The following is a 24,563-nucleotide window of genomic DNA, read 5'->3' on the forward strand; positions in this document are numbered from 1 at the left end:
GTTCGGACGGTGTTATACATATGAAAAGAAATAAAAAAGAGAGGCAACGATTATTGATTGAAGCAATAATTGAAACGCCATTTACAACTGATGAAGAACTAGCAGAAAAGTTTGAAGTTAGTATACAAACAATACGCCTTGACCGTTTAGAGTTATCAATTCCAGAATTACGTGAACGAATTAAACATGTTGCTGAGAAAAAGCTTGACGATGAAGTTCGTTCATTACCCATAGATGAAGTAATTGGAGAAGTAATTGACCTACAGCTTGATGATTCAGCGATATCAATTTTAGAAGTGACGAAAGAACATGTATTTAGCAGAAATCAAATTGCTCGGGGGCACCACATCTTCGCTCAAGCAAATTCGTTAGCGGTTGCAGTTATTAATGATGAATTAGCATTAACAGCAAAAGCGAACATTCGGTTTACTAGGCAGGTTAAAGAAAATGAGCGCGTGATTGCTAAAGCAAAAGTGACATCAGTTGACGATCAAAAAGGGCGAACATTAGTGTCTGTTCACAGTTATGTAGCGAACGAGCTTGTTTTTCTGGGAGAATTTAAAATGTACCGATCTAATCAACTCAATCATTCCTTAAAGGAAGGTAAAACACATGAAATTAGCAATTGACGCAATGGGCGGTGATCATGCACCTAAATCAATCGTAGAGGGAGCAATGAAAGTAGTTGAGGCCTTCAAGGATTTAGAGATTACGCTTATAGGTGACGAAAAAAAAATAAAAACATACTTAACTAAACAAGAGCGAATTTCAATCATCCACACGGATGAAGTGATAGAAGCTACGGATGAACCTGTTCGAGCAGTTCGAAGAAAAAAAAATGCTTCCATGGTGCTGATGGCAAATGAAGTAAAAGAAGGTCGCGCGGATGGTTGTATCTCTGCCGGGAATACCGGAGCACTAATGACTGCTGGATTGTTTGTAGTTGGTCGAATTGACGGAATTGATCGTCCTGCTCTTTCTCCGACACTACCTACGATAGATGGGAAAGGTTTTTTAATGCTAGATGTCGGCGCAAACGTTGATGCCAAACCGGAGCATTTATTACAGTACGGCATAATGGGATCTGTTTATGTTGAAAAGGTTCGAGGAATTACAAATCCTCGTGTTGGATTACTAAATATAGGAACAGAAGAAAAAAAAGGGAATGAATTAACAAGACAAAGTTTTGAGCTGTTAAAAAGCTCTAATTTGAATTTTATCGGTAATGTCGAGTCTCGTGACTTGTTAGAAGGTGTAGCAGATGTTGTCGTGACAGATGGTTTTACAGGAAATATTGCACTAAAAACAATCGAAGGTACTGCTCTTTCAGTCTTTTCGATGCTTAAAACCGCTTTAACGAGTAATCTGACATCGAAGCTAGCTGCAGCCGTTCTAAAGCCACAATTAAAAGGGATTAAACACCAGATGGACTACTCAGAATATGGTGGTGCTGGTCTATTTGGTTTAAAAGCACCTGTCATTAAAGCACATGGTTCTTCTAATGCAAATGCAGTCTACAATGCGATTCGTCAAACAAGAGAAATGGTCGCGAACAATGTATCAGAAACAATTCGTCAAACAGTTGAAGTATTAGACAACTCTGACGCTAAATAGAGAGGGGAAGAGAGAAACGATGAGGAAGATTGCATTTTTATTTCCTGGCCAAGGTTCTCAAGTGGTCGGTATGGGAAGAGAGCTATTTGATAAAGTGCCTGTTTCAACAGCCATTTTTCAGCAAGCTGATAAAAAATTAGCAGAAACGTTAACAGAAGTAATCTTTGAAGGACCGCAAGATACATTAACCCTTACATACAATGCTCAACCTGCTTTATTAACAACAAGTATTGCGGTGTTGGAGCATTTTAAAACATATGGTTTTCAAGCTGACTACGTTGCAGGTCATAGCTTAGGTGAATACACCGCCTTAGTAGCTGCTGGTGTATTGAGCTTTGAAGATGCTGTACTTGCTGTAAAAAAACGCGGTGAATTTATGGATGAGGCCGTACCTGCAGGCATAGGTGCAATGGCTGCTATTCTTGGTATGGATTCAGAGCCCTTAACAGAAATTACCGCAGAAATAACTCAAAGTGGGCATCCAGTTCAATTAGCAAACCTAAACTGCCCAGGACAAATTGTTATTTCTGGTAGCGCAGAAGGTGTTGAAAAAGCTTCATTACTAGCTAAAGAAAAAGGTGCAAAACGCGCAATCCCACTAGAAGTTAGTGGACCGTTTCATTCTCAGCTTATGGAGCCTGCTGCATCTAAATTAAAGCAAGTTTTATCTGAGCTGTCTTTTCAAAAGGCGGATATACCGGTGCTTGCAAATGTAACTGCACAACCAGTTACAAATCCTGACGAAATACAAGAGTTGCTCGTTAAACAATTATACTCACCCGTTCAATGGGAAGAATCAATTAGAACAATGATTGAACTAGGTGTAAACACATTCATAGAAATTGGTCCTGGAAAAGTTCTATCAGGGCTCGTGAAAAAAATAGACCGTTCAGTAATGACTTTGGCAGTTTCTGATTTAGAATCAATTGAAGCTGCTGTCGAGAAGCTAAAAAGCTAAGGAGGAATCATAATGCTAACGAACAAAGTCGCACTCGTGACAGGCGCTTCACGTGGGATCGGACGCGCAATTGCCATTGATCTAGCAAAAAATGGTGCTCGTGTTGCTGTTAATTATGCAGGAAATGAAGTAATGGCAAATGAAGTTGTTGATGAAATTAAAGCAATAGGTAGTGATGCTTTTGCTATAAAAGCAGATGTGGCTGACGCGGAATCTGTTCAAGAAATGGTAAAAGAAGTGATCAGTCGTTTTGGTAGTCTAGATATTCTTGTGAATAATGCTGGCATCACAAGGGACAACCTGTTAATGAGAATGAAAGACACCGAGTGGGATGACGTAATTAATACAAACTTAAAAGGTGTGTTTTTATGTACTAAGGCCGTAACTCGTCAAATGATGAAACAACGCAATGGTCGAATTATTAATATTGCGTCAATTGTTGGTGTCAGCGGGAATGCAGGACAAGCAAATTATGTAGCAGCTAAAGCAGGTGTAATTGGTTTAACCAAAACAGTCGCAAAAGAGTTAGCTTCTCGTAACATTACTGCTAATGCAGTGGCACCAGGTTTTATCACCACGGATATGACCGATAAGTTAACTGAAGAAATGAAAACTGAAATGTTAAAACAAATCCCACTTGCTTCATTAGGAGAACCAAGTGACATCGCAAACATTGTAACCTTTCTTGCCTCAGAAAAAAGTAGATATATGACAGGGCAAACACTACATGTGGACGGCGGTATGGTGATGTAAGCTAAGAGATTGTGTGAAAACTCATTTCTAAAAGTTTCTTTCTGAAAAACGGATAGAACTTTAAATGTCCGCTAGTTTTTTAAAAAGAAATACTCTATAATACTTGAGGGGAGGTGAAATACTATGGCAGAGGTATTACAACGTGTAACAAAGATTATCATCGACCGTTTAGGTGTTGATGAAGCAGAAATAAAGTTAGAAGCTTCATTTAAAGATGACCTTGGGGCAGATTCCCTAGATGTAGTGGAACTTGTTATGGAATTAGAAGACGAGTTCGACATGGAAATTTCTGATGAAGATGCAGAAAAAATCGGTACAGTGGGTGACGCTGTTAACTACATACAGAGCCAACAGTAATGTTGCTTCAAAGTCCCGTTAATATAGCGGGGCTTTATCCCTTTTAAGGAATGAACACGTAGTGGATTGTGATGGAGGTTCTTATATGTCAAAGCATATAAATTATAAAGAGAAAAGATCTTTTGCAAAAAAAGCTTTAGAATTTAAAGAATATCAAGTGGAAATTGGTCAATCCTTTCAGAATGAAAAGTTATTATATCAGGCATTTACCCATTCATCATATGTGAATGAACATCGCAAAAAGCCTTACGAAGATAACGAGCGACTTGAATTTTTAGGAGATGCAGTCCTAGAATTAACAATATCTCAATTTTTATTTAAAAAGTATCCAATGATGAGCGAAGGTGAGCTGACAAAGCTTAGAGCTGCGATTGTTTGTGAACCTTCCCTTGTGTCGTTTGCACAAAACCTTAACTTTGGTCGCCTCATTCTTCTTGGAAAAGGAGAAGAAATGACAGGTGGAAGAGAGCGTCCTGCATTGCTAGCAGATGTTTTTGAAGCATTTATCGGGGCATTATATTTAGACCAAGGATTGGATGCTGTTGTTTCATTTCTAGATAAGTATGTAATTCCTAAAATCAATGAAGGTGCTTTTTCGCATGTGATGGATTTCAAGAGCCAACTGCAAGAGCTAGTGCAAAGGGATACAAAAGGAATCTTAGAGTACAAAATCCTCCAAGAAAAAGGCCCTGCGCATAATCGGGAATTTGTTACAACTGTTTCTCTAGACGGAGAAATATTTGGAACAGGGAGTGGCAAATCAAAAAAAGAAGCTGAGCAACATGCGGCGCAAGAGGCATTATCAAAGCTGCAAAAACTAAAGAAATAGCAATTCCCCCGTTATGAATGGGGGTTTCTTTTTGTCGTAAAAAAACTAGGCGTTCGCTCATAATAGAAATATGATAAACTATGAATGCAAATTATATCTAAAACAACAAGAGAATATATAGATAGGGGGATCACAATGTTCCTCAAAAGGTTGGATATTGTCGGATTTAAATCATTTGCTGAACGAGTAACAGTGGATTTTGTAGAAGGAGTAACTGCGGTTGTTGGACCGAACGGCAGTGGTAAAAGTAATATTACCGATGGAATTAGATGGGTCCTAGGTGAGCAATCCGCCAAATCACTTCGCGGTGCGAAAATGGAAGACATTATTTTTGCAGGAAGTGATTCGCGAAAAGGTCTTAATGTCGCGGAGGTAACACTTACTCTAGATAATGAAGATCATTTTTTACCAATCGACTATCATGAAGTAAGTGTTACACGACGGGTTACTCGATCTGGAGAAAGTGAATTCTTAATAAATAAACAATCTTGTAGATTAAAAGATATTATCGACTTGTTTATGGACTCCGGTCTAGGTAAAGAGGCTTTTTCAATTATTAGTCAGGGGAAAGTTGAAGAAATACTTAGTAGTAAATCTGAAGAACGTCGGACCATTTTTGAAGAAGCAGCCGGAGTATTAAAATACAAATTACGAAAAAAGAAAGCGGAATATAAGCTTGCCGAAACACAAGAAAACTTAAACCGTGTGCAAGATATTCTTCACGAATTAGAAGCCCAAGTTGAGCCCCTAAAGATCCAGGCATCAATTGCTATTGACTATTTGCAGAAAAAGGAAGAGTTAGAGCAAATTGAGGTAGCGTTAACGGTACATGAAATTGAAGAATTACACCAGAAATACGAACAACTTTCAAAAGCGGTAGAGAGTGGGAAAGATCAAGAGCTTCAACAATCAGCCACCATGCAAAAAAAAGAATCTGAAGTTGAAAAAATCCGGGATCATCTTACCGCTCTTGACGAATCGGTGGATGAATTACAATCAGTCCTTTTACTCGCAAGTGAGGAACTTGAAAAATTAGAAGGACGTAAGGAAGTTTTAAAAGAACGCAAGAAAAATGCACATCAAAACAAAGCCCAGCTTGAAAAATCAATTGAAGAATTATCAGAACGTTTAACAATCTTAAAAAATGAAAAGAAAAACAATGAACTCGTTTTAAACGATTATCAAGAGAAAGTACAAGCATTTCAACATAGCTTAAAAGAGAAGCAGGTCCAGCTTGCATCCTATGCGCAAAACATGGAAGAAAAGATCGAAATGTTGAAGAGTGAATATTTTGAGCTATTAAACGAACAAGCATCCTCTCGTAATGAAATTTCTTACATTGATGATCAACTTGGGCAACAGGATCGTAAAAATGATCGGTTACTGGAGACGAACCGAAAGTACTTAACCGAGCGAAAAGAAATACTAGAGAAAAAAGAAAAACTAGTAAAACAAATGGTAACGTTCGAAGTCCAGTTATCCGATCAAATCAAAGCATATCGCGATGCATTATCTAATCTTGATCAAAATAAGACTACTTATCAAAAGAGAGAATCTGCTCTTTATCAAGCCTATCAGCTATTACAGCAAACAAAGTCTAGAAAAGAAATGCTAGAAAGCATGCAGGAAGATTATGCAGGTTTTTTTCAGGGTGTTAAAGAAGTTTTAAAAGCAAAAGGTAGTTTAGAAGGTATTCATGGTGCTGTTGCAGAGTTGCTATCTACGGATAAAACCTATGAAACTGCGATTGAAATTGCCTTAAGTAGCTCTATGCAACATGTTGTAGTAGAGGATGAGTCGTCAGCAAGGAAAGCAATTCAGTTCTTAAAGCAGCACTCCTATGGTCGAGCAACATTTCTGCCACTCTCCGTTATAAAGGAACGGTCCATTTCGTCACATGATTTACAAATGGTAAAAAGTCATCCAGCATTTGTGGGAGTAGGAGCAGAGATTGTTCGGTATGACTCGAAATTTAAGAAAATCATTGGGAATCTTTTGGGAACAGTTATTATCACCTCTGACTTAAAGGGAGCGAATGAATTAGCAAAGCTTATTCAATATCGCTACCGCTTTGTCACACTACAAGGAGATGTTGTTAATCCTGGTGGCTCAATGACGGGTGGAGCAGTGAAGCAAAAGAACAACTCTTTGCTGAGTCGTGGCCGCGAGCTTGAAAGCATTCAAGAAAAGCTAAATGATATGGAAGCGAAAACAGCTGATCTTGAAAAAAATGTAAAACATTTAAAAGAATCGATTACAAATCAAGAATTAGCTGTTGAAAAACTGAGAACAAAAGGTGAGCAATTACGGTTTAATCAACAAAGTGTCAAAAGTGAGTTAAGAGAAGTCGAGTTAAACGAGAAAAACGTAAATGATCATTTAAGTCTATATGATGCTGAAAAAGAATCATATCAAAGTGAGCAATCAACAAAACGAGCTCGAAAAGATGAACTAATAAAACAGTTATCACAGCTAACTGAGAAGTTGGAGCAACTTGACAAGGAAATTGAGCAACTCTCCGAGCAAAAAATGAGTCAGCAAACTTCAAAAGAAGAAGTACAACAAGAAATAACCGAGTTAAAAGTGATATTAGCAGGTAATGAGCAATCGCTTTTCAATCAGAAGGAGAAAGTAGATCGTATTAAGATTGAGATAAATGAAACAAAACGTCGTCTTACTGAAGCGAGTGAAGATTATTCTCTTTTATCTAGTGAAATGAATTCAAATTCATCTGGAGAAGACCAACTAGAAGAGGCATCAAAGAAAAAACTTCACGACAAAAATAAAACAATTGAGTTAATTAGTAGCCGTCGCGAACAAAGGTTACAGCTTCAAGCAAAATTAGAAAACGATGAACGAGAATTAAAAGAGTTAAAAAGACAAAACAAACAACTGCTCGATTTGTTAAAAGATGATGAAGTAAAATTAAATCGACTAGAAGTGGAATTAGATAACAGGCTCAATCATCTACGCGAAGAATACTTGCTAACTTTTGAAGGTGCAAAACAAAAATACGTTTTAGAAATTGACGCGAGTGAGGCAAGAAAAGGCGTTAAGCTAATCAAGCTTGCAATTGATGAACTTGGAACGGTAAACTTAGGAGCGATTGATGAATATGAACGAGTATCGGAACGATTTACCTTTCTCACCGAACAGCGTGACGACTTGTCAACAGCAAAGGATACCCTTTTCCAAGTAATCGGTGAAATGGACGAAGAAATGAAGAGGAAATTTGAGACAACCTTTAATCAAATTCGTTCGCATTTCGAATCTGTTTTTCAAGCTCTTTTCGGTGGTGGACGTGCTGAATTGAAATTAACAGATCCAAGTGACCTATTGAATACTGGTGTTGATATCGTTGCTCAGCCACCTGGTAAAAAGCTTCAGAATCTAGGGCTATTATCCGGTGGGGAACGAGCGCTTACCGCGATTGCCTTGTTATTTTCAATTCTAAAAGTACGTCCAGTGCCATTTTGTGTACTTGATGAAGTAGAAGCAGCCCTTGATGAAGCAAATGTTCATCGATTTGCGCAATATTTAAAGAAGTTTAGCAGAGAAACACAGTTTATCGTGATCACACACCGAAAAGGAACAATGGAAGAAGCAGACGTCTTATATGGCGTAACAATGCAAGAGTCCGGGGTGTCGAAGCTTGTTTCTGTAAGACTTGAGGATTCTAAAGAGTTAGTATCAAACTAATTAAAGCGACCTTAATTTCAGAAAATTATTTAGACTGATTGGACACGTTCGTCGATCAGTTGAAAGGACGAGAGTAAATGAGTTTTTTTAAAAAGCTTAAGGAAAAATTAACTCATCAAACAGATTCAGTAACAGAGAAGTTTCGTGAAGGTTTAACAAAGACGAGAGATTCGTTTGCTGGAAAGGTAAATGATTTAGTTTCGCGTTACCGAAAAGTGGATGAGGAGTTTTTTGAAGAACTTGAAGAAATTTTAATTGGTGCAGATGTCGGTGTGACAACTGTAATGAATTTAATTGATGAATTAAAAATGGAAGTGAAAAGACGCAATATCCAAGACACAGAAGAAGTTCGATCAGTTATCTCAGAAAAATTAGTTGAGATTTATCAAGGCGATCAGGAAGAAAGTAATACAGCGTTAAATATTCAAACTGAACGTTTAAATGTTGTACTATTTGTAGGTGTGAACGGTGTCGGGAAAACAACGACGATTGGTAAATTAGCACATAAACTCAAAGGTGAAGGGAAATCAGTCTTATTGGCGGCGGGAGACACGTTTCGAGCTGGTGCCATTGAGCAATTGGAGGTATGGGGCGAGCGAGTTGGAGTTGATGTAATCAAACAATCGGAGGGCTCAGATCCTGCCGCGGTCATGTATGATGCTGTACAAGCTGCTAAGGCGCGAAAAGTGGATGTACTTCTCTGTGATACAGCAGGTCGTCTGCAAAACAAAGTGAACCTGATGAAAGAGCTAGAAAAGGTTAAACGAGTAATTGAAAAAGAAATTCCAGGGGCACCTCATGAGGTATTACTAGTATTAGATGCAACAACTGGCCAAAACGCGATGACACAAGCGAAACAATTTTCACAAACAACTGATGTGTCAGGGATTGTTTTAACAAAATTAGACGGAACAGCTAAAGGTGGAATCGTTCTAGCTATTCGAAATGAATTAAGTATCCCTGTAAAACTCGTTGGTCTTGGTGAAAAAATGGACGATCTCCAACAATTTGACGCGGAACAATACGTATATGGATTATTTTATGGTTTAGTTGAAGAAGAAGAGTAAGAAGAGCTGCATTTTGCAGCTCTTTTTCTTGACATTCTCTAGTACCATCTGTAGACTATTATGATGTAAAGGTAATTCACTTAACAAGGGAGAGGATGCTATGATGCTTGAAAAAACAACGAGGCTGAACTATCTATTAGATTTCTATCAACCGTTGTTAACACCAAAGCAAAGAAGCTATATGTCGCTCTATTATTTAGACGACTATTCCCTAGGTGAAATTGCTGATGAATATAGTGTAAGTAGACAAGCTGTCTATGATAACATTAAACGAACTGAAGCGATGTTAGAGCAGTATGAAGAAAAGCTATTACTATTTCAAAAATTTCAAAAGCGTAAAATAATAACGAAGCAATTAAAACAGGTGTTCTCAGAGTCAGAGGGGTATACTGAGTTTTTGCAATTAGTTGATGAGCTTGAGAAATTAGATTAGGAGGCGGCAACTATGGCATTTGAAGGATTAGCCGACCGACTGCAAAATACGATGGCGAAAATTCGCGGTAAGGGCAAGGTTTCTGAGGCTGACGTAAAAGAAATGATGCGTGAAGTCCGACTTGCTCTATTAGAAGCTGACGTAAATTTTAAAGTTGTTAAAGACTTTATTAAACGCGTTAGCGAACGTGCCGTTGGTCAAGAAGTTATGAAAAGCTTAACACCAGGACAGCAAGTAATTAAAGTTGTAAAAGAAGAATTAACGATTTTAATGGGTGGCGAGCAAAGTAAGATTGCTGTGTCAAATCGACCACCAACAGTTATTATGATGGTTGGACTCCAAGGTGCAGGTAAAACAACAACAACAGGCAAGCTAGCCAACTTGTTGCGTAAGAAGTACAACCGTACTCCATTACTTGTTGCTGCTGATATCTACCGTCCTGCAGCGATTAAACAGCTCGAAACACTCGGTAAGCAAATTAGTATGCCTGTTTTTTCACTTGGAGATCAAGTTAGTCCGGTTGAAATTGCAAAGCAAGCTATAGCGCATGCAAAAGAACAGCACCATGATTATGTGATTATTGACACAGCTGGACGTCTGCATATCGATGAAAATTTGATGGACGAATTACAACAAGTGAAAGAAATTTCAAAGCCAGATGAGATTTTCTTAGTTGTAGATGCGATGACTGGTCAAGATGCTGTAAATGTTGCAGGCAGCTTCAATGAACAACTGGGATTGACTGGCGTTGTCTTAACAAAACTTGATGGTGACACACGTGGTGGGGCAGCGTTATCCATTCGCGCTGTGACAAACACACCAATTAAATTTGTCGGTCTAGGTGAAAAACTAGATGCACTCGAAGCGTTTCACCCTGAGCGAATGGCTTCACGTATCTTAGGGATGGGTGATGTTTTATCACTTATCGAAAAGGCCCAAACAAATGTTGATGCTGATAAAGCGAAAGAACTTGAACAAAAGATGCGTACAATGTCCTTCACATTTGACGATTTTCTTGATCAATTAAGTCAAGTTCGTAGCATGGGGCCACTTGACGAGCTAATTGGTATGCTACCAGGAGCTAATAAAGTAAAAGGCTTAAAAAACGTTCAAGTAGACGAAAAGCAAATTAGTCATGTTGAGGCCATCATTAAATCAATGACAACAAAAGAAAAAGAACAGCCTGAACTTATGAATGCATCACGTAAGAAACGAATTGCAAAAGGAAGCGGTACTTCTGTACAAGAAGTCAACCGTCTACTTAAACAATTCGAAGAAATGAAAAAAATGATGAAACAAATGACCAACATGACAAAGGGTAAGAAAAAGGGCGGAATGAAATTTCCGTTTATGTGATTCTGGATGAAGAACCGCTATCTTAAAGATGCCCTTTAAAATTAGTCTATTTTACATCGAAAAAACATCAATTTTTAGCAAAAACTAAAGGGATTTTCTTCTGACAAGAAAAAAACCTTTACAAACATATATAATGTTGATAATATAATATCTTGTTGAAACAATTTCGGAGGTGCTTTATAAAATGGCAGTAAAAATTCGTTTAAAACGCATGGGAGCTAATAAATCTCCTTTTTATCGTATCGTAGTAGCAGATTCTCGTTCACCACGTGATGGACGTTACATCGAAACAGTTGGAACTTACAACCCAGTTGCACAACCAGCTGAAGTTAAGATTGATGAAGATCTAGTACTTAAGTGGATGCAAAATGGTGCAAAACCATCTGACACAGTTCGTAACTTGTTTTCTAAACAAGGCATTATGGAAAAATTCCACAACGCTAAACTCAGCAAGTAATGAAGTGTTCAGAGATGATAGAGTTAATCGAAACGATTGTGAAACCACTTGTTGATCACCCAGAAGATGTACTCGTGAATGAAATAGAGCATGACCATTCAGTTGTCTATAAGCTCTCGGTTCATAAAGAAGACATTGGAAAAGTGATTGGTAAACAAGGACGCGTTGCAAAAACGATTCGAACTGTTGTTTATGCAGCAGGATCTAATTCATCTAAGCGAGTTCAACTTGAAATTAATGACTGATTCAAAAGCGGAAACGCCTTGCTCAGCCCCGACAAGCATAAGTCGATTATAAATAGAAGGCGGTTTTTCCTTCAATTTATAATTGGCTTATGACCTCGAGGGGCTAGGCGTTGGAGCTGGATGTAGAAACGCATTCAAAGTTTATGAGTAACGTTTTTTATTCGTTAAAAAAGGGTGGGGCTTAGCCTCCCCTTTTTTTGTTTCAGTCTCAAGTTCCTTTGTACCAAAATACTTGATACAATGAATTTCAAAAGATAAAAAGATTACGCTCATCCTGGGGAGGAAGGCTAGATGAATATACTCCACACTGTTACAGTGAAACAAGTGATTACACAAACGAGCAAACAAGCCTTACTCACTCAATTTACTGATAGAAAAATGAGGTTAGAGCAGGAATGTGATCAGCTCTACTTTGAACAAAGAAAAGTTGAAAAAGCAAAGAATAATCCTGTGATGTCTTTACAGTATGAAAAAGAAATTGAAAAAAGAAGAGACAAAATCAAGCTAGTCGACTTTAAAATTGAACAAATCAATACGTTGCCTCTTGGTAGTGAATTAAAAGAAAAAGAAGTACAAGCAATAATTGAAGTGAATATTGGAGACAATTGGAATGAATTGTTACAGGAAAAAACAATCGTAATAAAAGATGGAGTTGTACAACAAATACGGTGAGGTGAAAGTATGACAAACAAATGGTTTAATGTCGGTAAAATTGTGAATACTCATGGTATTCGTGGAGAAGTCCGTGTGATCTCATCAACAGACTTTGCTGAAGAAAGATATCAGCCGGGAAACAAATTATTTATTTTCAAAACAAATAATGATCAACCAATAGAAGCAACAGTTGAGTCCCATCGAGTACATAAAAATTTCGATTTGTTAACCTTTGAAGGAATGCAATCTATTGAGCAAGTTGAAGGATTTAAGGGATTCCTTATCAAAGTACCAGAAGAACAATTGGGTGAATTAGATGAAGGTGAGTTTTATTATCACGAAATTATTGGATGTCGAGTCATTTCAGAGGATGGCGAAGAAATAGGTAAAATACATGAAATTCTCTCAACAGGAGCAAATGATGTCTGGATTGTTAAAAGAGAAACAGGAAAAGATGTTTTAATACCTTATATAGAAGAAATTGTTCAGGATATTAACATTGAAGACCAAAAAATAGTGATTTCTTTAATGGAAGGATTAATTGACGAATGAAGATAGATTTTTTTACACTATTTCCAGACATGTTTCAAGGTGTTCTAAGTCAATCAATCTTAAAAAAAGCACAAGAAAAAAATGCCGTTGAGTTTAGCGTAGTAAATTTCCGTGACTTTTCAGAAAATAAGCATCAAAATGTTGATGACTACCCCTATGGTGGTGGAGCGGGGATGGTGCTAACGCCACAACCAATTTTTGATGCAGTTGAAGAGCTTCAAGGTAAATCTAATACTAAACCGCGAGTAATTCTTGTGTGTCCACAAGGCGCGAGGTTTAATCAAGCTAAAGCAGAGGAATTAGCAACGGAAGAGCATTTATTATTCATCTGTGGCCATTATGAGGGCTATGATGAGCGGATTCGTGAACACCTCGTAACAGATGAGATATCAATCGGTGATTTTGTATTAACTGGAGGCGAGCTTGCTTCAATGGTGATTGCTGATAGTGTTGTAAGATTATTGCCAGGAGTCTTAGGCAACGCGGATTCGCCTGTACTTGATTCCTACAGCTCTGGATTATTAGAACATCCTCATTATACAAGACCAGCAGAATTTCGTGGTTTAAAGGTTCCTGAGGTGCTTTTATCAGGAAATCACAAATTAATTGAAGAATGGCGTGAGAAAGAATCATTTAGGAGAACCTTTCTTCGTAGACCTGATTTATTGGATTCATACCCATTATCTGAACAGCATAAAAAGTGGTTGCAGGAATTTAAAAATCAGTCCTAACTATTGCGTGGATAGGCTGGCTGTGTTATGATGAATCTTGTGACTTGCTGAGATAAACTTGTTTGACAAGCTTTTTTACAGAAGTCTTAAAACGATGTTCCGCTGCAATAAAGTGTATTGGAATGAGCATCTGTTGGAAGGAGTTGAATACGATGCAAAAACTAATTGAAGCAATCACAAAAGAACAATTAAGAACTGATTTACCTTCATTCCGCCCTGGTGATACAGTGCGAGTTCACGTTAAAGTTGTTGAGGGTACACGTGAGCGTGTTCAGTTGTTCGAAGGTGTTGTGATTAAGCGTCGTGGTGGTGGTATTAGTGAAACATTTACAGTTCGTAAGATTTCTTACGGAGTGGGTGTTGAACGTACTTTCCCAGTACACACGCCGAAAATCGCGCTACTTGAAGTAATACGTCGTGGTAAAGTTCGCCGTGCGAAGCTTTATTACCTTCGTGAATTACGTGGCAAAAAAGCACGTATTAAAGAAATTAGATAATTTAACTTGGCAGATGTCAAGAAACAATTATAGGGATCAGGGATTAGTTGATAATTCTGTAACTATAAATGTACTAGGAGGAGCTTGTCTTTATAGATTAAGCTCCTTTTTTAGCAAATTTTTTTACTAGCTTAAATTTAATCTTATATAAATGAACGTTCATTTAGTTGAAGCTTATAAGCTTCATACGCTATATTAAATGGTAGGGACTTTTATTTTTATATTAAGAGTAGGTGAATCTATGACTAAAAAGAAAAACGAGCTTTTTGAATGGATAAAAGCTTTAGCAATTGCTGTGTTATTAGCAGCAGTTATACGCTATTTTTTATTTGCGCCTATTGTGGTTGATGGTCTATCCATGATGCCTACCTTGCAAAACCATGACCGAATGATTGTGAATAAATTTAGTTACAAAATAGGCAATCCTGATAGATTTGACATTGTTGTTTTTCATGCAACAGAGGATAAGGATTACATAAAAAGAGTAATTGGATTACCTGGTGATTCTGTAGAATACAAGGATGATACACTTTATATAAATGGAAAAGCATATGAAAAGCCTTACCTTGAAGAATACAAACAGGAATTAATTGATGGTCAATTAACGGACGATTTTACATTGGAAGGTATAACTGACCAAGCTATAGTTCCTGATGGTCATCTATTTGTTATGGGTGATAATCGAAGATACAGTAAGGATAGTAGGCATATTGGCACCGTCCCAATTTCAGAAGTAATGGGGGAAACGAGTCTAATTTATTGGCCTTTAACAGATATTAAACTTGTAAAGTAATCGATTAAAAGTAGGTGTAAACGTGACGATTCAATGGTTCCCAGGTCATATGGCCAAAGCACGGAGACAAGTAACAGAAAAAATAAAACTGATTGATATCGTATTTGAGTTAGTTGATGCAAGAGTTCCTATGTCATCAAGAAATCCAATGATTGATGAAATTATTTCGAGCAAGCCGCGTATTGTATTGTTAAACAAAGCCGATATGGCTGACGATTATTTGACGAAGCAGTGGATTCAATATTTTAAAGAAAAACAAATTCCTGCTCTAGCGATTGATTCTCAAACAGGCACAGGTTTAAAGCAGATTGTTACATTGTCTAGAGAATTGCTCAAAGAAAAATTTGATAGGCTCGCCTCCAGAGGTGTTAAGCCACGGGCAATTAGAGCGCTTATCATAGGTATTCCAAACGTTGGTAAGTCAACTTTGATTAACCGGTTGGCTGGGAAGAATATTACGAAAACCGCTGATCGACCAGGAGTTACAACAGCTCAGCAGTGGGTTAAAGTTGGCAAAGAACTTGAGCTCTTGGATACGCCAGGAATATTATGGCCTAAATTTGAAGATCAGCTTGTAGGATTAAAGCTTGCGACGACAGGTGCTATTAAAGATTCAATACTTAACCTGCAAGAAATTACTGTTTTCGCATTAAATTTCTTAAAAGAGAATTATCCAGAACGGTTAAAAGATCGATATCATTTAGAGGAAATTCCAGAAGAAGTTGTTTCATTGTTCGATGAGATAGGGAAAAAACGTGGATGCATCATGTCTGGTGGCTATATCGATTACGATAAAACCTCAGAGCTCATTATTAGAGAAATCAGAAATGAGAAGCTTGGAAGATTAACCTTCGAGAATCCAAGTCAATATAAAGAAAACAATCATTGAGACACGCATCTTTGCGCGTCTTTATTTTAATATCGGAAATTTTATGATTTTAGACTTAGTATGCGATTCTGAATCCAGCTCCGACGCACAGACGTGCTAGTGCAGCCATGGCGACTGACGTCGCGTCTTTGACTTCCTTGCCAGAGAGCGTTCTAGCATAGCACCAGCGCACAGGACGGTGCTAGTGCACTTACAGCGACAGGACGTCGAGGTTGTACTGCCCCCGAGGTCATAAGTCAATTATAAATTTAAGGTATGCCGATATAGAGAGTAAGAAAAGGGTGGAGCTCATGAGTTGGACAACAAAAGAAATTGAACATAAATTAGCCGACGTGTCATCAGTGGATGACCCGTTTTTAAGACTTTGTGTTCGTGACGAACGCAAAGGGGTTCAGCAGCTAGTGAAAAAGTGGCTAAATACATATGAAAGAGAAAAACTACACCGCAAGCAATTTGAAGAAATGATGCAGTTCGAAAGAGAAGCAAGAAGAGACGGGTTCAAATTTATCTGTGGAATTGATGAAGTGGGAAGAGGTCCTCTTGCAGGTCCAGTCGTGGCAGCTGCAGTTATTTTACCCGAGCATTTTTACACATTGGGTATTACCGATTCTAAGAAGCTTTCTCCAAAAAAAAGAGAAGAATACTTTGATCAAATTGTTCAACATGCCCTAGCAGTTGGGATTGGTATTGTTTCACCAAGACAAATCGATGAAATGAACATCTACCAAGCAACAAAACATGCCATGCAACTAGCAATTGCTGATCTCTCGCAGCAACCGGATTTTTTGCTTATCGATGCGATGGAATTACCTCTCTTAATCCCACAAAAATCGATTATTAAGGGAGATTCAAAAAGTATTTCAATTGCAGCTAGTTCAATAGTCGCTAAAGTTACCCGTGATAGAATAATGGAAGAGCTTGCCCTAGAATACCCAGAGTATGGTTTTCATAAGCATATGGGCTATGGAACAAGTAGCCACATAGAAGCATTAAATAAGTATGGAAAAACTAAACATCATAGAGAAAGTTTTTCACCAGTCAAAGAGATGATCATAAACAATCAATCATAACGGGACAAAGGGGGGAGGGAAGGAAATGGAACAGCTATCTGCGATTAAATCAATGTTTCAACAAATTACATCATCAACCTCTTTGTCGCAACAACCTCTCAATTTAAGAGAAAATGAAGTGATTGTGGGGAATGTGCTTAAGCTTTTTCCAAATCAAAAAGCATTGATACAAGTAGGACAAACTAAATTGATCGCGCAGCTAGAGACAGCGCTCACTTCCATGCAAAGCTATTGGTTTGTTGTAAAAGGTCACAATGAAAAACAACATTTTCAATTAAAAGTACTAAAGCCCTTAGAAGCACCTAAGCAATCGATTCAAGATAGTGCAAAAGACTTATTAACGATGTTTCAGGTTCGCCCAACAAATAAAAATCTCTCCTTGGTCAAAGCGATAGTAAAAGAGAACATTCCTATCTCAAAGGAACAATTAGTCTTAGCGACAGAGATGTTAAAACAAACACAAAAAACGGACGGTATTAAAACGCAAGAAGCTATTTTATTCTCCCTTAAACAAAATCTCCCTCTTACGGAAGCTGTTATAAAATCATTGAAGGAAGTCCAAACAACCCAGCCGTTAGTTAAACAGATAAATCAACTTTTAACAAATTTAGAAGGAATGATCAAACCCTCTTTAAACGATCGAAAACTAACAAAAGTATTACAGGAAATTATTCAAAAACCTATTGAGGTGATCGCCGCAAATTTGGTTAAAGCAATTTCAGACGTGGGAAAAATTGGACAGCTACCAGAAAAAGAGCAGTTGCTTATCCAAGGAATTTCACAAAAAATAAACAACGAACAAAATACCAAGTTTTTACCTTTGTTAGACTTTTTAAGGAACACATCTGTTGCTAATAACATCGTGGATACGAATTCTTCAGGTCATGAAACACAAATTAAAGAATCAACAACTAGCGACATTAAAGAAACTCCTAATCCCTTATCGTCAAATCTAAAAAGGGATTATTCTTTCTTTACAAATGAAGAAAGTAAACTACTTTTTCGTTTAGTGGGTCATGAGCCCTCTCTACAGACAGGTGACGATGTGAAAAACCTACTAATGTATATGGATGATAAAATAGGTTCAAAAGCCGAATACGAGCTTCTACAGCACTTGAAAAAGGATTACGCTCTTATCGAAACAGAAACGAAAGAGAGCTTAAAACCTTTATTAATTTCAGCGACGAAAGAAAACCATCATCCTCCAGCAATAAGAGAACAAATAGATCAATTGCTATTAAGGTTGAACGGTCAAACTCTTCTTCATCAAGAAAATGGTCCGACACAACAAATTATTACCCAAGTCCCTATTCAAACTGAGCGATTACAAACGGACTTAACGTTTCAGTGGAGTGGGAAAAAACAACAAAATGGAAAGATCGATCCTAATTATTGTCGCGTTGTGTTTTATCTAGAGCTCTCATCATTAAAAGATATAATGGTTGATGTTCAAATCCAAAATCGAATTATGTCGATATCTGTATATAATAATACTCAAAGCTTACCAGATTTAGTTTCTATGCAAACAGAAAACTTGAAAAATAAGTTAAAAGAAATGAACTATCAACTTTCAGCAATCAAAGTGAAACCATTTCAAGAAGAAACGAGACCTTCTTCCAAAATTCAAAAATCACTTTTTACGACACCAACTTCCAAATACATCGGAGTTGATATAAGGATATGAAAAAAGAAACGAAAAGAAATCAAGCAATTGCCTTAAAATATACCAACGATCTTGATCAAGCCCCAAAAGTTATCGCAAAAGGAAAAGGACTCATTGCAGAAAACATTATTGAAGCAGCAAAAAAAAATAATGTAGCAATACAAGAAGATGCATCACTCATAGAAGTTCTGTCAAAACTAGACATTCATCAACAAATTCCCGAGGAACTCTACGAGGCTGTCGCAGAGATTTTTGCTTTCGTTTATCGTATCGATCGAGATATGAAATAATACGCATACTCAGTAAAGTGAACGGGTGTCTGGCACCAATCTTGGTTTTTTACCCTCCAATACTAATCTCATTTTTTATATTCCTAGAAAAATAAAAATTATGAATTTTATGAAGGATAATACTATTTTGTGTTGAATGGTAGACAAGGTAGCAACTATCTAATAAAATGAAAGCGCAGTATTTTTTTTATTACGTACATAGGTAGGAGGATGGAAGATGAATATCCATGAGTACCAAGGTAAAGAACTCCTTAGAAAGTATGGGGTTTTAGTACCGAATGGACGTGTAGCTTTTTCTGTAGATGAAGCAGTTGAAGCTGCCAAAGAACTTGGAACAGAGGTTGTAGTTGTTAAAGCACAGATACATGCAGGTGGACGCGGTAAAGCAGGTGGGGTTAAAGTAGCGAAAAATCTAGATGAAGCTCGTGCATATGCAGGAGAAATTTTAGGGAAAACGCTTGTAACACACCAAACAGGCCCAGAAGGTAAGGAAGTAAAACGCTTACTTATTGAAGAGGGTTGTGACATTAAGAAAGAATATTATATTGGTTTAGTATTAGACAGTGCAACTTCAAGCGTTGTGTTAATGGCGTCTGAAGAAGGTGGAACTGAGATTGAAGAAGTCGCAGAAAATTCACCTGAAAAAATCTTTAAAGAAGTAATTGATCCAGCAGTTGGGCTACAAGGCTATCAAGCTCGAAGAATTGCATTTAATATCAATATTCCACGTGAACTAGTAGGACAAGCTGTTAAATTCATGATGGGCTTATACCAAGTTTTTGTTGATAAGGATTGCTCAATTGCCGAGATTAATCCACTAGTTGTTACCGGTGATGGAAAAATAATGGCACTTGACGCAAAATTAAATTTTGATGCAAATGCATTATACCGTCACAAAGATATCATCGAATACCGTGATTTAGATGAAGAAGACGCGAAGGAAATTGAAGCATCTAAATATGACTTAAGCTATATTTCTCTTGATGGAAATATTGGTTGTATGGTTAATGGCGCAGGACTTGCGATGTCTACAATGGATATTATTAAACATTATGGTGGAGATCCCGCAAACTTCCTTGATGTTGGGGGCAGCGCGACTGCAGAAAAAGTAACAGAAGCGTTTAAAATTATTCTATCTGATCAAAACGTTAAAGGTATTTTCGTTAACATTTTTGGTGGAATTATGAAATGTGACATCATTGCAGAAGGTGTTGTAGAAGCTACAAAACAAGTAGGAATAACAATTCCTTTAGTTGTGCGTTTAGAAGGTACGAACGTTGATTTAGGTAAGAAAATTTTAAACGACTCTGGCTTAAATATTACGTCTGCAGAGTCAATGGCTGACGGCGCTCAAAAAATCGTTTCATTAGTAGGGTAAGGAGGCAGGGACAAAATGAGTGTATTTATTAATAAAGATACAAAAGTAATTGTTCAAGGTATTACTGGTTCTACAGCGTTATTTCATACAAAACAAATGCTAGAATATGGTACGCAAATTGTCGGCGGAGTTACTCCTGGTAAAGGTGGATCTGAAGTTGAAGGTCTACCAGTTTTTAACACGGTAGAAGAAGCTGTGAAATCAACTGGTGCTAATGCCTCTGTCATTTATGTACCTGCAGCGTTTGCAGCAGATGCAATTATGGAAGGTGTAGATGCAGAGCTTGACATCGTCATCTGTATTACAGAGCATATTCCGGTACTGGACATGGTAAAAGTGAAGCGTTACATGGAAGGGAAAAACACACGCCTAGTAGGACCAAACTGCCCAGGTGTTATTACGCCTGACGAATGTAAAATCGGGATTATGCCTGGTTACATTCACAGAAAAGGTCATGTTGGAGTTGTTTCCCGTTCAGGAACTTTAACCTATGAAGCGGTTCATCAGTTAACTCAAGCTGGAATTGGTCAATCATCAGCTGTTGGAATTGGTGGAGACCCTGTAAATGGAACAAACTTCATCGATGTTTTAAAAGCTTTCAATGAAGATGAAGAGACTTATGCCGTCATTATGATCGGTGAGATCGGTGGAACTGCTGAAGAAGAAGCAGCTGAATGGGTTAAAGCAAATATGACTAAGCCTGTTGTAGGCTTTATAGGTGGTCAAACAGCCCCTGCAGGAAAGCGTATGGGCCATGCAGGAGCGATTATCTCTGGTGGTAAAGGTACTGCAGAAGAAAAGATGAAAACAATGAATGAGTGCGGTATTAAAGTTGCAGAGACACCTTCTGTTATGGGTGAAACATTAATCTCTGTATTAAAAGAACAGGGCTTACTAGAAAAATGTAAAACACATTAATTTATTAAAGGAAGGGACCTTTTTGTTCCTTCCTTTAAAATTATCTATATTAATTAGGAGGAACGAATGAACGACGTTTCTAAGAAGGTATTCCTACTTGCACACTGCAGAGGACTCACTAGCCAAACTCTTTTAAAACTTTACAAAGTTGACCCAACGCTTAAGATTGTTGATGAGCTAAACGACAGCGACTATAAGTACTATTTTAAAATGTCTCAAGACAGGATCGATACATTTCGTTATGATTTTCGTGAAGTAAACGTTGAAAAGTTAGAACAGAATTATAAGACGAATAATATCTTCTTTCTGTCTATTTCAGATCCTACCTACCCTTATTTATTAAAGGAAATTGCTGACCCTCCTTTATACTTATTCTGCAAAGGAAATAGAGAATTGCTAAATAGAGATAACCAATTAATCAGTGTTGTCGGGACTCGAAATCCTTCTACCTATGGCCTAAAGGTAACTGAACACATATTAAAGCCACTTATCCAAAAAAATTGGGTTATCGTTAGTGGACTTGCTAAAGGAATCGATGCATGTGCACATCGAACAGCGCTAAACAACAATGGATACACAATTGCGGTGATCGGTGGAGGTTTTAACCACCTGTATCCTAAAGAGAACAAAACATTAGCTCTGATGATGATGCCTTCTAACCTTATCCTCTCAGAATATCCACCAAACTCACTTCCTCAAAAATGGCATTTTCCAATGAGAAACCGAATTATTAGTGGACTCAGTCAAGGAACAATCGTTGTTGAAGCTAAAGAAAGAAGTGGTTCTCTTATTACTGCACAGCTTGCTTTAGAACAAAACCGAGGAGTTTTTTCTGTACCAGGCTCTATTTTTGAAAGCAATAGTACTGGAACTAATGGACTCATTCAACAAGGGGCAAAACTGATTACGTGCTCATCCCATATTACCGAAGAATTATACTCTGTGTGACCAAAAAAGTTGAAATCACAGACGTTGATAATCCCTCAGGTTATAAGAATTATTCAAATACAGTTTGACAAATTGCATGGAAATATTTAATAATAGTGGAGATTTAGATTAAGAACATTCCATTTACATACATTATCTAAACCTGTAGAGTACAACTATACTTGAGAAATGAAAAGAGAGAGAATACCTCTTAGGGAGGAAAATTAGCATGTCGGACTATTTAGTGATTGTTGAATCGCCAGCAAAGGCTAAAACAATTGAGCGATATTTAGGAAAAAAATATAAAGTAAAGGCTTCAATGGGGCATATTCGCGATTTGCCTAAAAGTCAAATTGGAGTCGATGTTGATCATAACTTCGAACCTAAGTACATTACAATTAGAGGAAAAGGTAGTGTATTAAAGGAATTAAAGACTGCAGCTAAAAAAGCAAAAAAAATTTTCCTCGCAGCTGACCCGGATCGCGAAGGGGAAGCAATTGCATGGCATTTAGCGCATAGTCTCGATATAGATGTCCACTCAGATTGCCGCGTTGTTTTTAATGAAATTACAAAAGATGCTATTAAGGAATCATTCAAACATCCTCGCGCAATTAACATGGATCTTGTAGATGCACAACAGGCACGTCGAATTCTTGACAGATTAGTAGGCTACAAAATAAGTCCAATTCTTTGGAAAAAAGTGAAAAAGGGATTAAGCGCAGGCCGTGTTCAATCGGTTGCAGTTCGACTTATTATTGACCGTGAGAAAGAAATTAAAGACTTTCTACCAGAAGAATACTGGTCCATTGAAACTCATTTCCTAAAAGGACAAAAAGAATTTGAAGCATCTTTTTACGGAATAGATGGAAAAAAAACACCTCTGCCCAACGAAGAAGAGGTAAAGAAAATACTCAAGAATATTAAAGGTAATACCTTTATTGTTTCGAACGTCACAAAAAAAGAACGAAAAAGAAATCCAGCCGTCCCATTTACAACATCAACTCTTCAACAAGAAGCAGCTAGAAAACTAAACTTTCGAGCAAAGAAAACAATGATGATTGCTCAGCAATTATATGAAGGTATAGACCTTGGAAAAGATGGAACAGTTGGTTTAATTACCTATATGAGAACGGATTCAACCCGAATATCAGATACTGCGACACAGGAAGTATTACAATATATTGAGGACCAATTTGGTAAAGAATTCACAGCAGGACCGAAGAAGAGCATAAAACAAAATCCAAAATCACAAGATGCTCATGAAGCGATTAGACCTACATCGGCACTTCGTGACCCAAGTTCGGTAAAAGAATATTTAAGTCGTGATCAATTACGCCTGTACAAGCTAATATGGGAGCGATTTGTATCAAGTCAAATGGCACCAGCTGTGTTAGATACGATGAGCGTAGATTTAACTAACAATGGCGTATTATTTAGAGCGACTGGCTCGAAAGTCAAATTCCCTGGTTTTATGAAGGTGTACGTTGAGGGCAATGATGACGGAGTTGAAGAGAAGGACAAAATGCTCCCTGATTTAAAAGAGGGAGATGAAGTTTTCTCAAAAGATCTTGAACCGATTCAACATTTCACCCAGCCACCACCGAGATATACGGAAGCACGTCTAGTAAAAACGTTAGAAGAGTCTGGGATTGGAAGACCTTCAACCTATGCGCCAACATTAGATACAATTCAAAAGCGCGGCTATGTATCACTAGATAATAAGAGGTTCATTCCAACAGAATTAGGCGATATTGTTCTAGAGTTAATTAGGGAATTTTTCCCTGAGATTATTAATGTTGAATTTACTGCAAATATGGAAAATAGTTTAGATGAAGTAGAAGATGGCCAAATTCAATGGGTACAAATCATAGATGACTTTTACAAGGATTTCGCTGTTAGGCTTATAAAGGCTGAGAATGAGATGGAAGAAGTTGAAATAAAAGATGAGCCTGCTGGTGTTGATTGTGATCTGTGTGGAACTGCAATGGTCTTCAAGATGGGCAGATTTGGTAAATTTATGGCTTGCTCAAATTTCCCTGAATGTCGGAATACGAAACCAATTGTAAAAGACATTGGCGTTAAATGCGCAAAATGTGAGAATGGTAACATTGTTGAACGAAAATCTAAGAAAAAACGTATTTTTTATGGCTGTGATCAATTTCCTCAGTGTGATTTTTTATCCTGGGATAAGCCAATTGCGAGAAACTGCCCGAAGTGTGATACAATGCTAGTTGAGAAAAAATTAAAAAAAGGTATACAAGTCTCGTGTATGAACTGTGATTATAAAGAGGAACAACAAAAATAGCACAAAACATAAAGGGGCTACAAGTTCAGGAGCGGATTTATCTATCGTGGGTAAAGTGTAAAATAGGTAGCAATTAAAATGCGTGCGGTTGTCAACAGTCTGTGGGTGAGCATATACACGCTCACCTT

General features: G+C 37.5%; 25 protein-coding genes. All 25 read left to right on the forward strand.

The window, feature by feature from the left end; translation table 11 throughout:
- Positions 1-20: 20 nt before the first annotated feature.
- The 25 genes from fapR (at position 21) to topA (ending at position 24,435) form a co-directional block, all read left to right on the forward strand.
- Complete coding sequence (gene fapR / locus ACFFIX_RS07340) at positions 21-629, forward strand: transcription factor FapR (protein WP_378932084.1); 609 nt, start codon at positions 21-23, stop codon at positions 627-629.
- Positions 613-1,614, forward strand: a complete 1,002-nt coding sequence (gene plsX, locus ACFFIX_RS07345) for a phosphate acyltransferase PlsX (protein ID WP_378932086.1) — start codon at positions 613-615, stop codon at positions 1,612-1,614. The genes fapR and plsX overlap by 17 nt, the downstream gene beginning before the upstream one ends.
- 19 nt (positions 1,615-1,633) lie before the next feature.
- Entirely contained in the window at positions 1,634-2,572 is a 939-nt protein-coding gene (gene fabD, locus ACFFIX_RS07350) for an ACP S-malonyltransferase (protein WP_378932088.1), read from the forward strand.
- A 12-nt stretch (positions 2,573-2,584) separates the two neighbouring features.
- Positions 2,585-3,325: a 3-oxoacyl-[acyl-carrier-protein] reductase gene (gene fabG, locus ACFFIX_RS07355; protein WP_378932090.1), complete on the forward strand. Its 741-nt coding sequence runs from the start codon at positions 2,585-2,587 to the stop codon at positions 3,323-3,325.
- 123 nt (positions 3,326-3,448) lie between these two features.
- The gene (gene acpP / locus ACFFIX_RS07360) at positions 3,449-3,682 is read left to right on the forward strand and encodes an acyl carrier protein (protein WP_378932092.1); all 234 of its coding nucleotides are present in this window, start codon (positions 3,449-3,451) and stop codon (positions 3,680-3,682) included.
- A gap of 85 nt (positions 3,683-3,767) precedes the next feature.
- Positions 3,768-4,511, forward strand: a complete 744-nt coding sequence (gene rnc, locus ACFFIX_RS07365) for a ribonuclease III (protein ID WP_378932094.1) — start codon at positions 3,768-3,770, stop codon at positions 4,509-4,511.
- Positions 4,512-4,646: 135 nt separating this feature from the next.
- The gene (gene smc, locus ACFFIX_RS07370; protein ID WP_378932096.1) at positions 4,647-8,210 is read left to right on the forward strand and encodes a chromosome segregation protein SMC; all 3,564 of its coding nucleotides are present in this window, start codon (positions 4,647-4,649) and stop codon (positions 8,208-8,210) included.
- Between the two features lie 77 nt (positions 8,211-8,287).
- Entirely contained in the window at positions 8,288-9,277 is a 990-nt protein-coding gene (gene ftsY / locus ACFFIX_RS07375) for a signal recognition particle-docking protein FtsY (RefSeq protein ID WP_378932098.1), read from the forward strand.
- 100 nt (positions 9,278-9,377) lie between these two features.
- The gene (locus ACFFIX_RS07380; RefSeq protein WP_378932100.1) at positions 9,378-9,710 is read left to right on the forward strand and encodes a putative DNA-binding protein; all 333 of its coding nucleotides are present in this window, start codon (positions 9,378-9,380) and stop codon (positions 9,708-9,710) included.
- Positions 9,711-9,722: 12 nt separating this feature from the next.
- The gene (gene ffh / locus ACFFIX_RS07385; protein WP_378932102.1) at positions 9,723-11,066 is read left to right on the forward strand and encodes a signal recognition particle protein; all 1,344 of its coding nucleotides are present in this window, start codon (positions 9,723-9,725) and stop codon (positions 11,064-11,066) included.
- A gap of 184 nt (positions 11,067-11,250) precedes the next feature.
- The gene (gene rpsP / locus ACFFIX_RS07390; protein ID WP_378932427.1) at positions 11,251-11,523 is read left to right on the forward strand and encodes a 30S ribosomal protein S16; all 273 of its coding nucleotides are present in this window, start codon (positions 11,251-11,253) and stop codon (positions 11,521-11,523) included.
- Positions 11,524-11,537: 14 nt separating this feature from the next.
- Positions 11,538-11,768 (forward strand): KH domain-containing protein, encoded by a 231-nt coding sequence (locus ACFFIX_RS07395; RefSeq protein ID WP_378932104.1) that lies wholly within the window; start codon positions 11,538-11,540, stop codon positions 11,766-11,768.
- Between the two features lie 291 nt (positions 11,769-12,059).
- Positions 12,060-12,440, forward strand: coding sequence for a YlqD family protein (locus ACFFIX_RS07400; protein WP_378932106.1), 381 nt, complete (start codon positions 12,060-12,062; stop codon positions 12,438-12,440).
- Positions 12,441-12,449: 9 nt separating this feature from the next.
- Entirely contained in the window at positions 12,450-12,974 is a 525-nt protein-coding gene (gene rimM, locus ACFFIX_RS07405) for a ribosome maturation factor RimM (protein ID WP_378932107.1), read from the forward strand.
- Entirely contained in the window at positions 12,971-13,705 is a 735-nt protein-coding gene (trmD, locus tag ACFFIX_RS07410; protein ID WP_378932109.1) for a tRNA (guanosine(37)-N1)-methyltransferase TrmD, read from the forward strand. The genes rimM and trmD overlap by 4 nt, the downstream gene beginning before the upstream one ends.
- A 152-nt stretch (positions 13,706-13,857) precedes the next feature.
- Positions 13,858-14,202 (forward strand): 50S ribosomal protein L19, encoded by a 345-nt coding sequence (gene rplS / locus ACFFIX_RS07415; RefSeq protein ID WP_378932111.1) that lies wholly within the window; start codon positions 13,858-13,860, stop codon positions 14,200-14,202.
- A 241-nt stretch (positions 14,203-14,443) separates the two neighbouring features.
- The gene (lepB, locus tag ACFFIX_RS07420; RefSeq protein ID WP_378932113.1) at positions 14,444-14,995 is read left to right on the forward strand and encodes a signal peptidase I; all 552 of its coding nucleotides are present in this window, start codon (positions 14,444-14,446) and stop codon (positions 14,993-14,995) included.
- Positions 14,996-15,017: 22 nt separating this feature from the next.
- Positions 15,018-15,884: a ribosome biogenesis GTPase YlqF gene (gene ylqF, locus ACFFIX_RS07425; protein WP_378932115.1), complete on the forward strand. Its 867-nt coding sequence runs from the start codon at positions 15,018-15,020 to the stop codon at positions 15,882-15,884.
- Positions 15,885-16,174: 290 nt separating this feature from the next.
- Complete coding sequence (rnhB, locus tag ACFFIX_RS07430) at positions 16,175-16,954, forward strand: ribonuclease HII (RefSeq protein WP_378932117.1); 780 nt, start codon at positions 16,175-16,177, stop codon at positions 16,952-16,954.
- Between the two features lie 25 nt (positions 16,955-16,979).
- On the forward strand, positions 16,980-18,638 hold the full coding sequence (locus ACFFIX_RS07435) for a hypothetical protein (protein WP_378932119.1): 1,659 nt from the start codon (positions 16,980-16,982) through the stop codon (positions 18,636-18,638).
- Positions 18,635-18,907 carry an EscU/YscU/HrcU family type III secretion system export apparatus switch protein gene (locus tag ACFFIX_RS07440; protein ID WP_378932121.1) on the forward strand — a complete coding sequence of 91 codons (273 nt, stop codon included), beginning with the start codon at positions 18,635-18,637 and terminating at the stop codon, positions 18,905-18,907. Before ACFFIX_RS07435 ends, ACFFIX_RS07440 begins: the two co-directional genes overlap by 4 nt.
- Positions 18,908-19,124: 217 nt before the next feature.
- Entirely contained in the window at positions 19,125-20,285 is a 1,161-nt protein-coding gene (sucC, locus tag ACFFIX_RS07445; RefSeq protein ID WP_378932123.1) for an ADP-forming succinate--CoA ligase subunit beta, read from the forward strand.
- 15 nt (positions 20,286-20,300) lie between these two features.
- Complete coding sequence (sucD, locus tag ACFFIX_RS07450) at positions 20,301-21,203, forward strand: succinate--CoA ligase subunit alpha (protein WP_378932124.1); 903 nt, start codon at positions 20,301-20,303, stop codon at positions 21,201-21,203.
- A 66-nt stretch (positions 21,204-21,269) separates the two neighbouring features.
- Positions 21,270-22,151, forward strand: coding sequence for a DNA-processing protein DprA (dprA, locus tag ACFFIX_RS07455; RefSeq protein ID WP_378932126.1), 882 nt, complete (start codon positions 21,270-21,272; stop codon positions 22,149-22,151).
- A gap of 208 nt (positions 22,152-22,359) precedes the next feature.
- Complete coding sequence (topA, locus tag ACFFIX_RS07460) at positions 22,360-24,435, forward strand: type I DNA topoisomerase (RefSeq protein WP_378932128.1); 2,076 nt, start codon at positions 22,360-22,362, stop codon at positions 24,433-24,435.
- The last annotated feature ends 128 nt before the right edge of the window (positions 24,436-24,563 follow it).

Source organism: Metabacillus herbersteinensis (assembly GCF_042433335.1).
GTDB lineage: Bacteria > Bacillota > Bacilli > Bacillales > Bacillaceae > Metabacillus > Metabacillus herbersteinensis.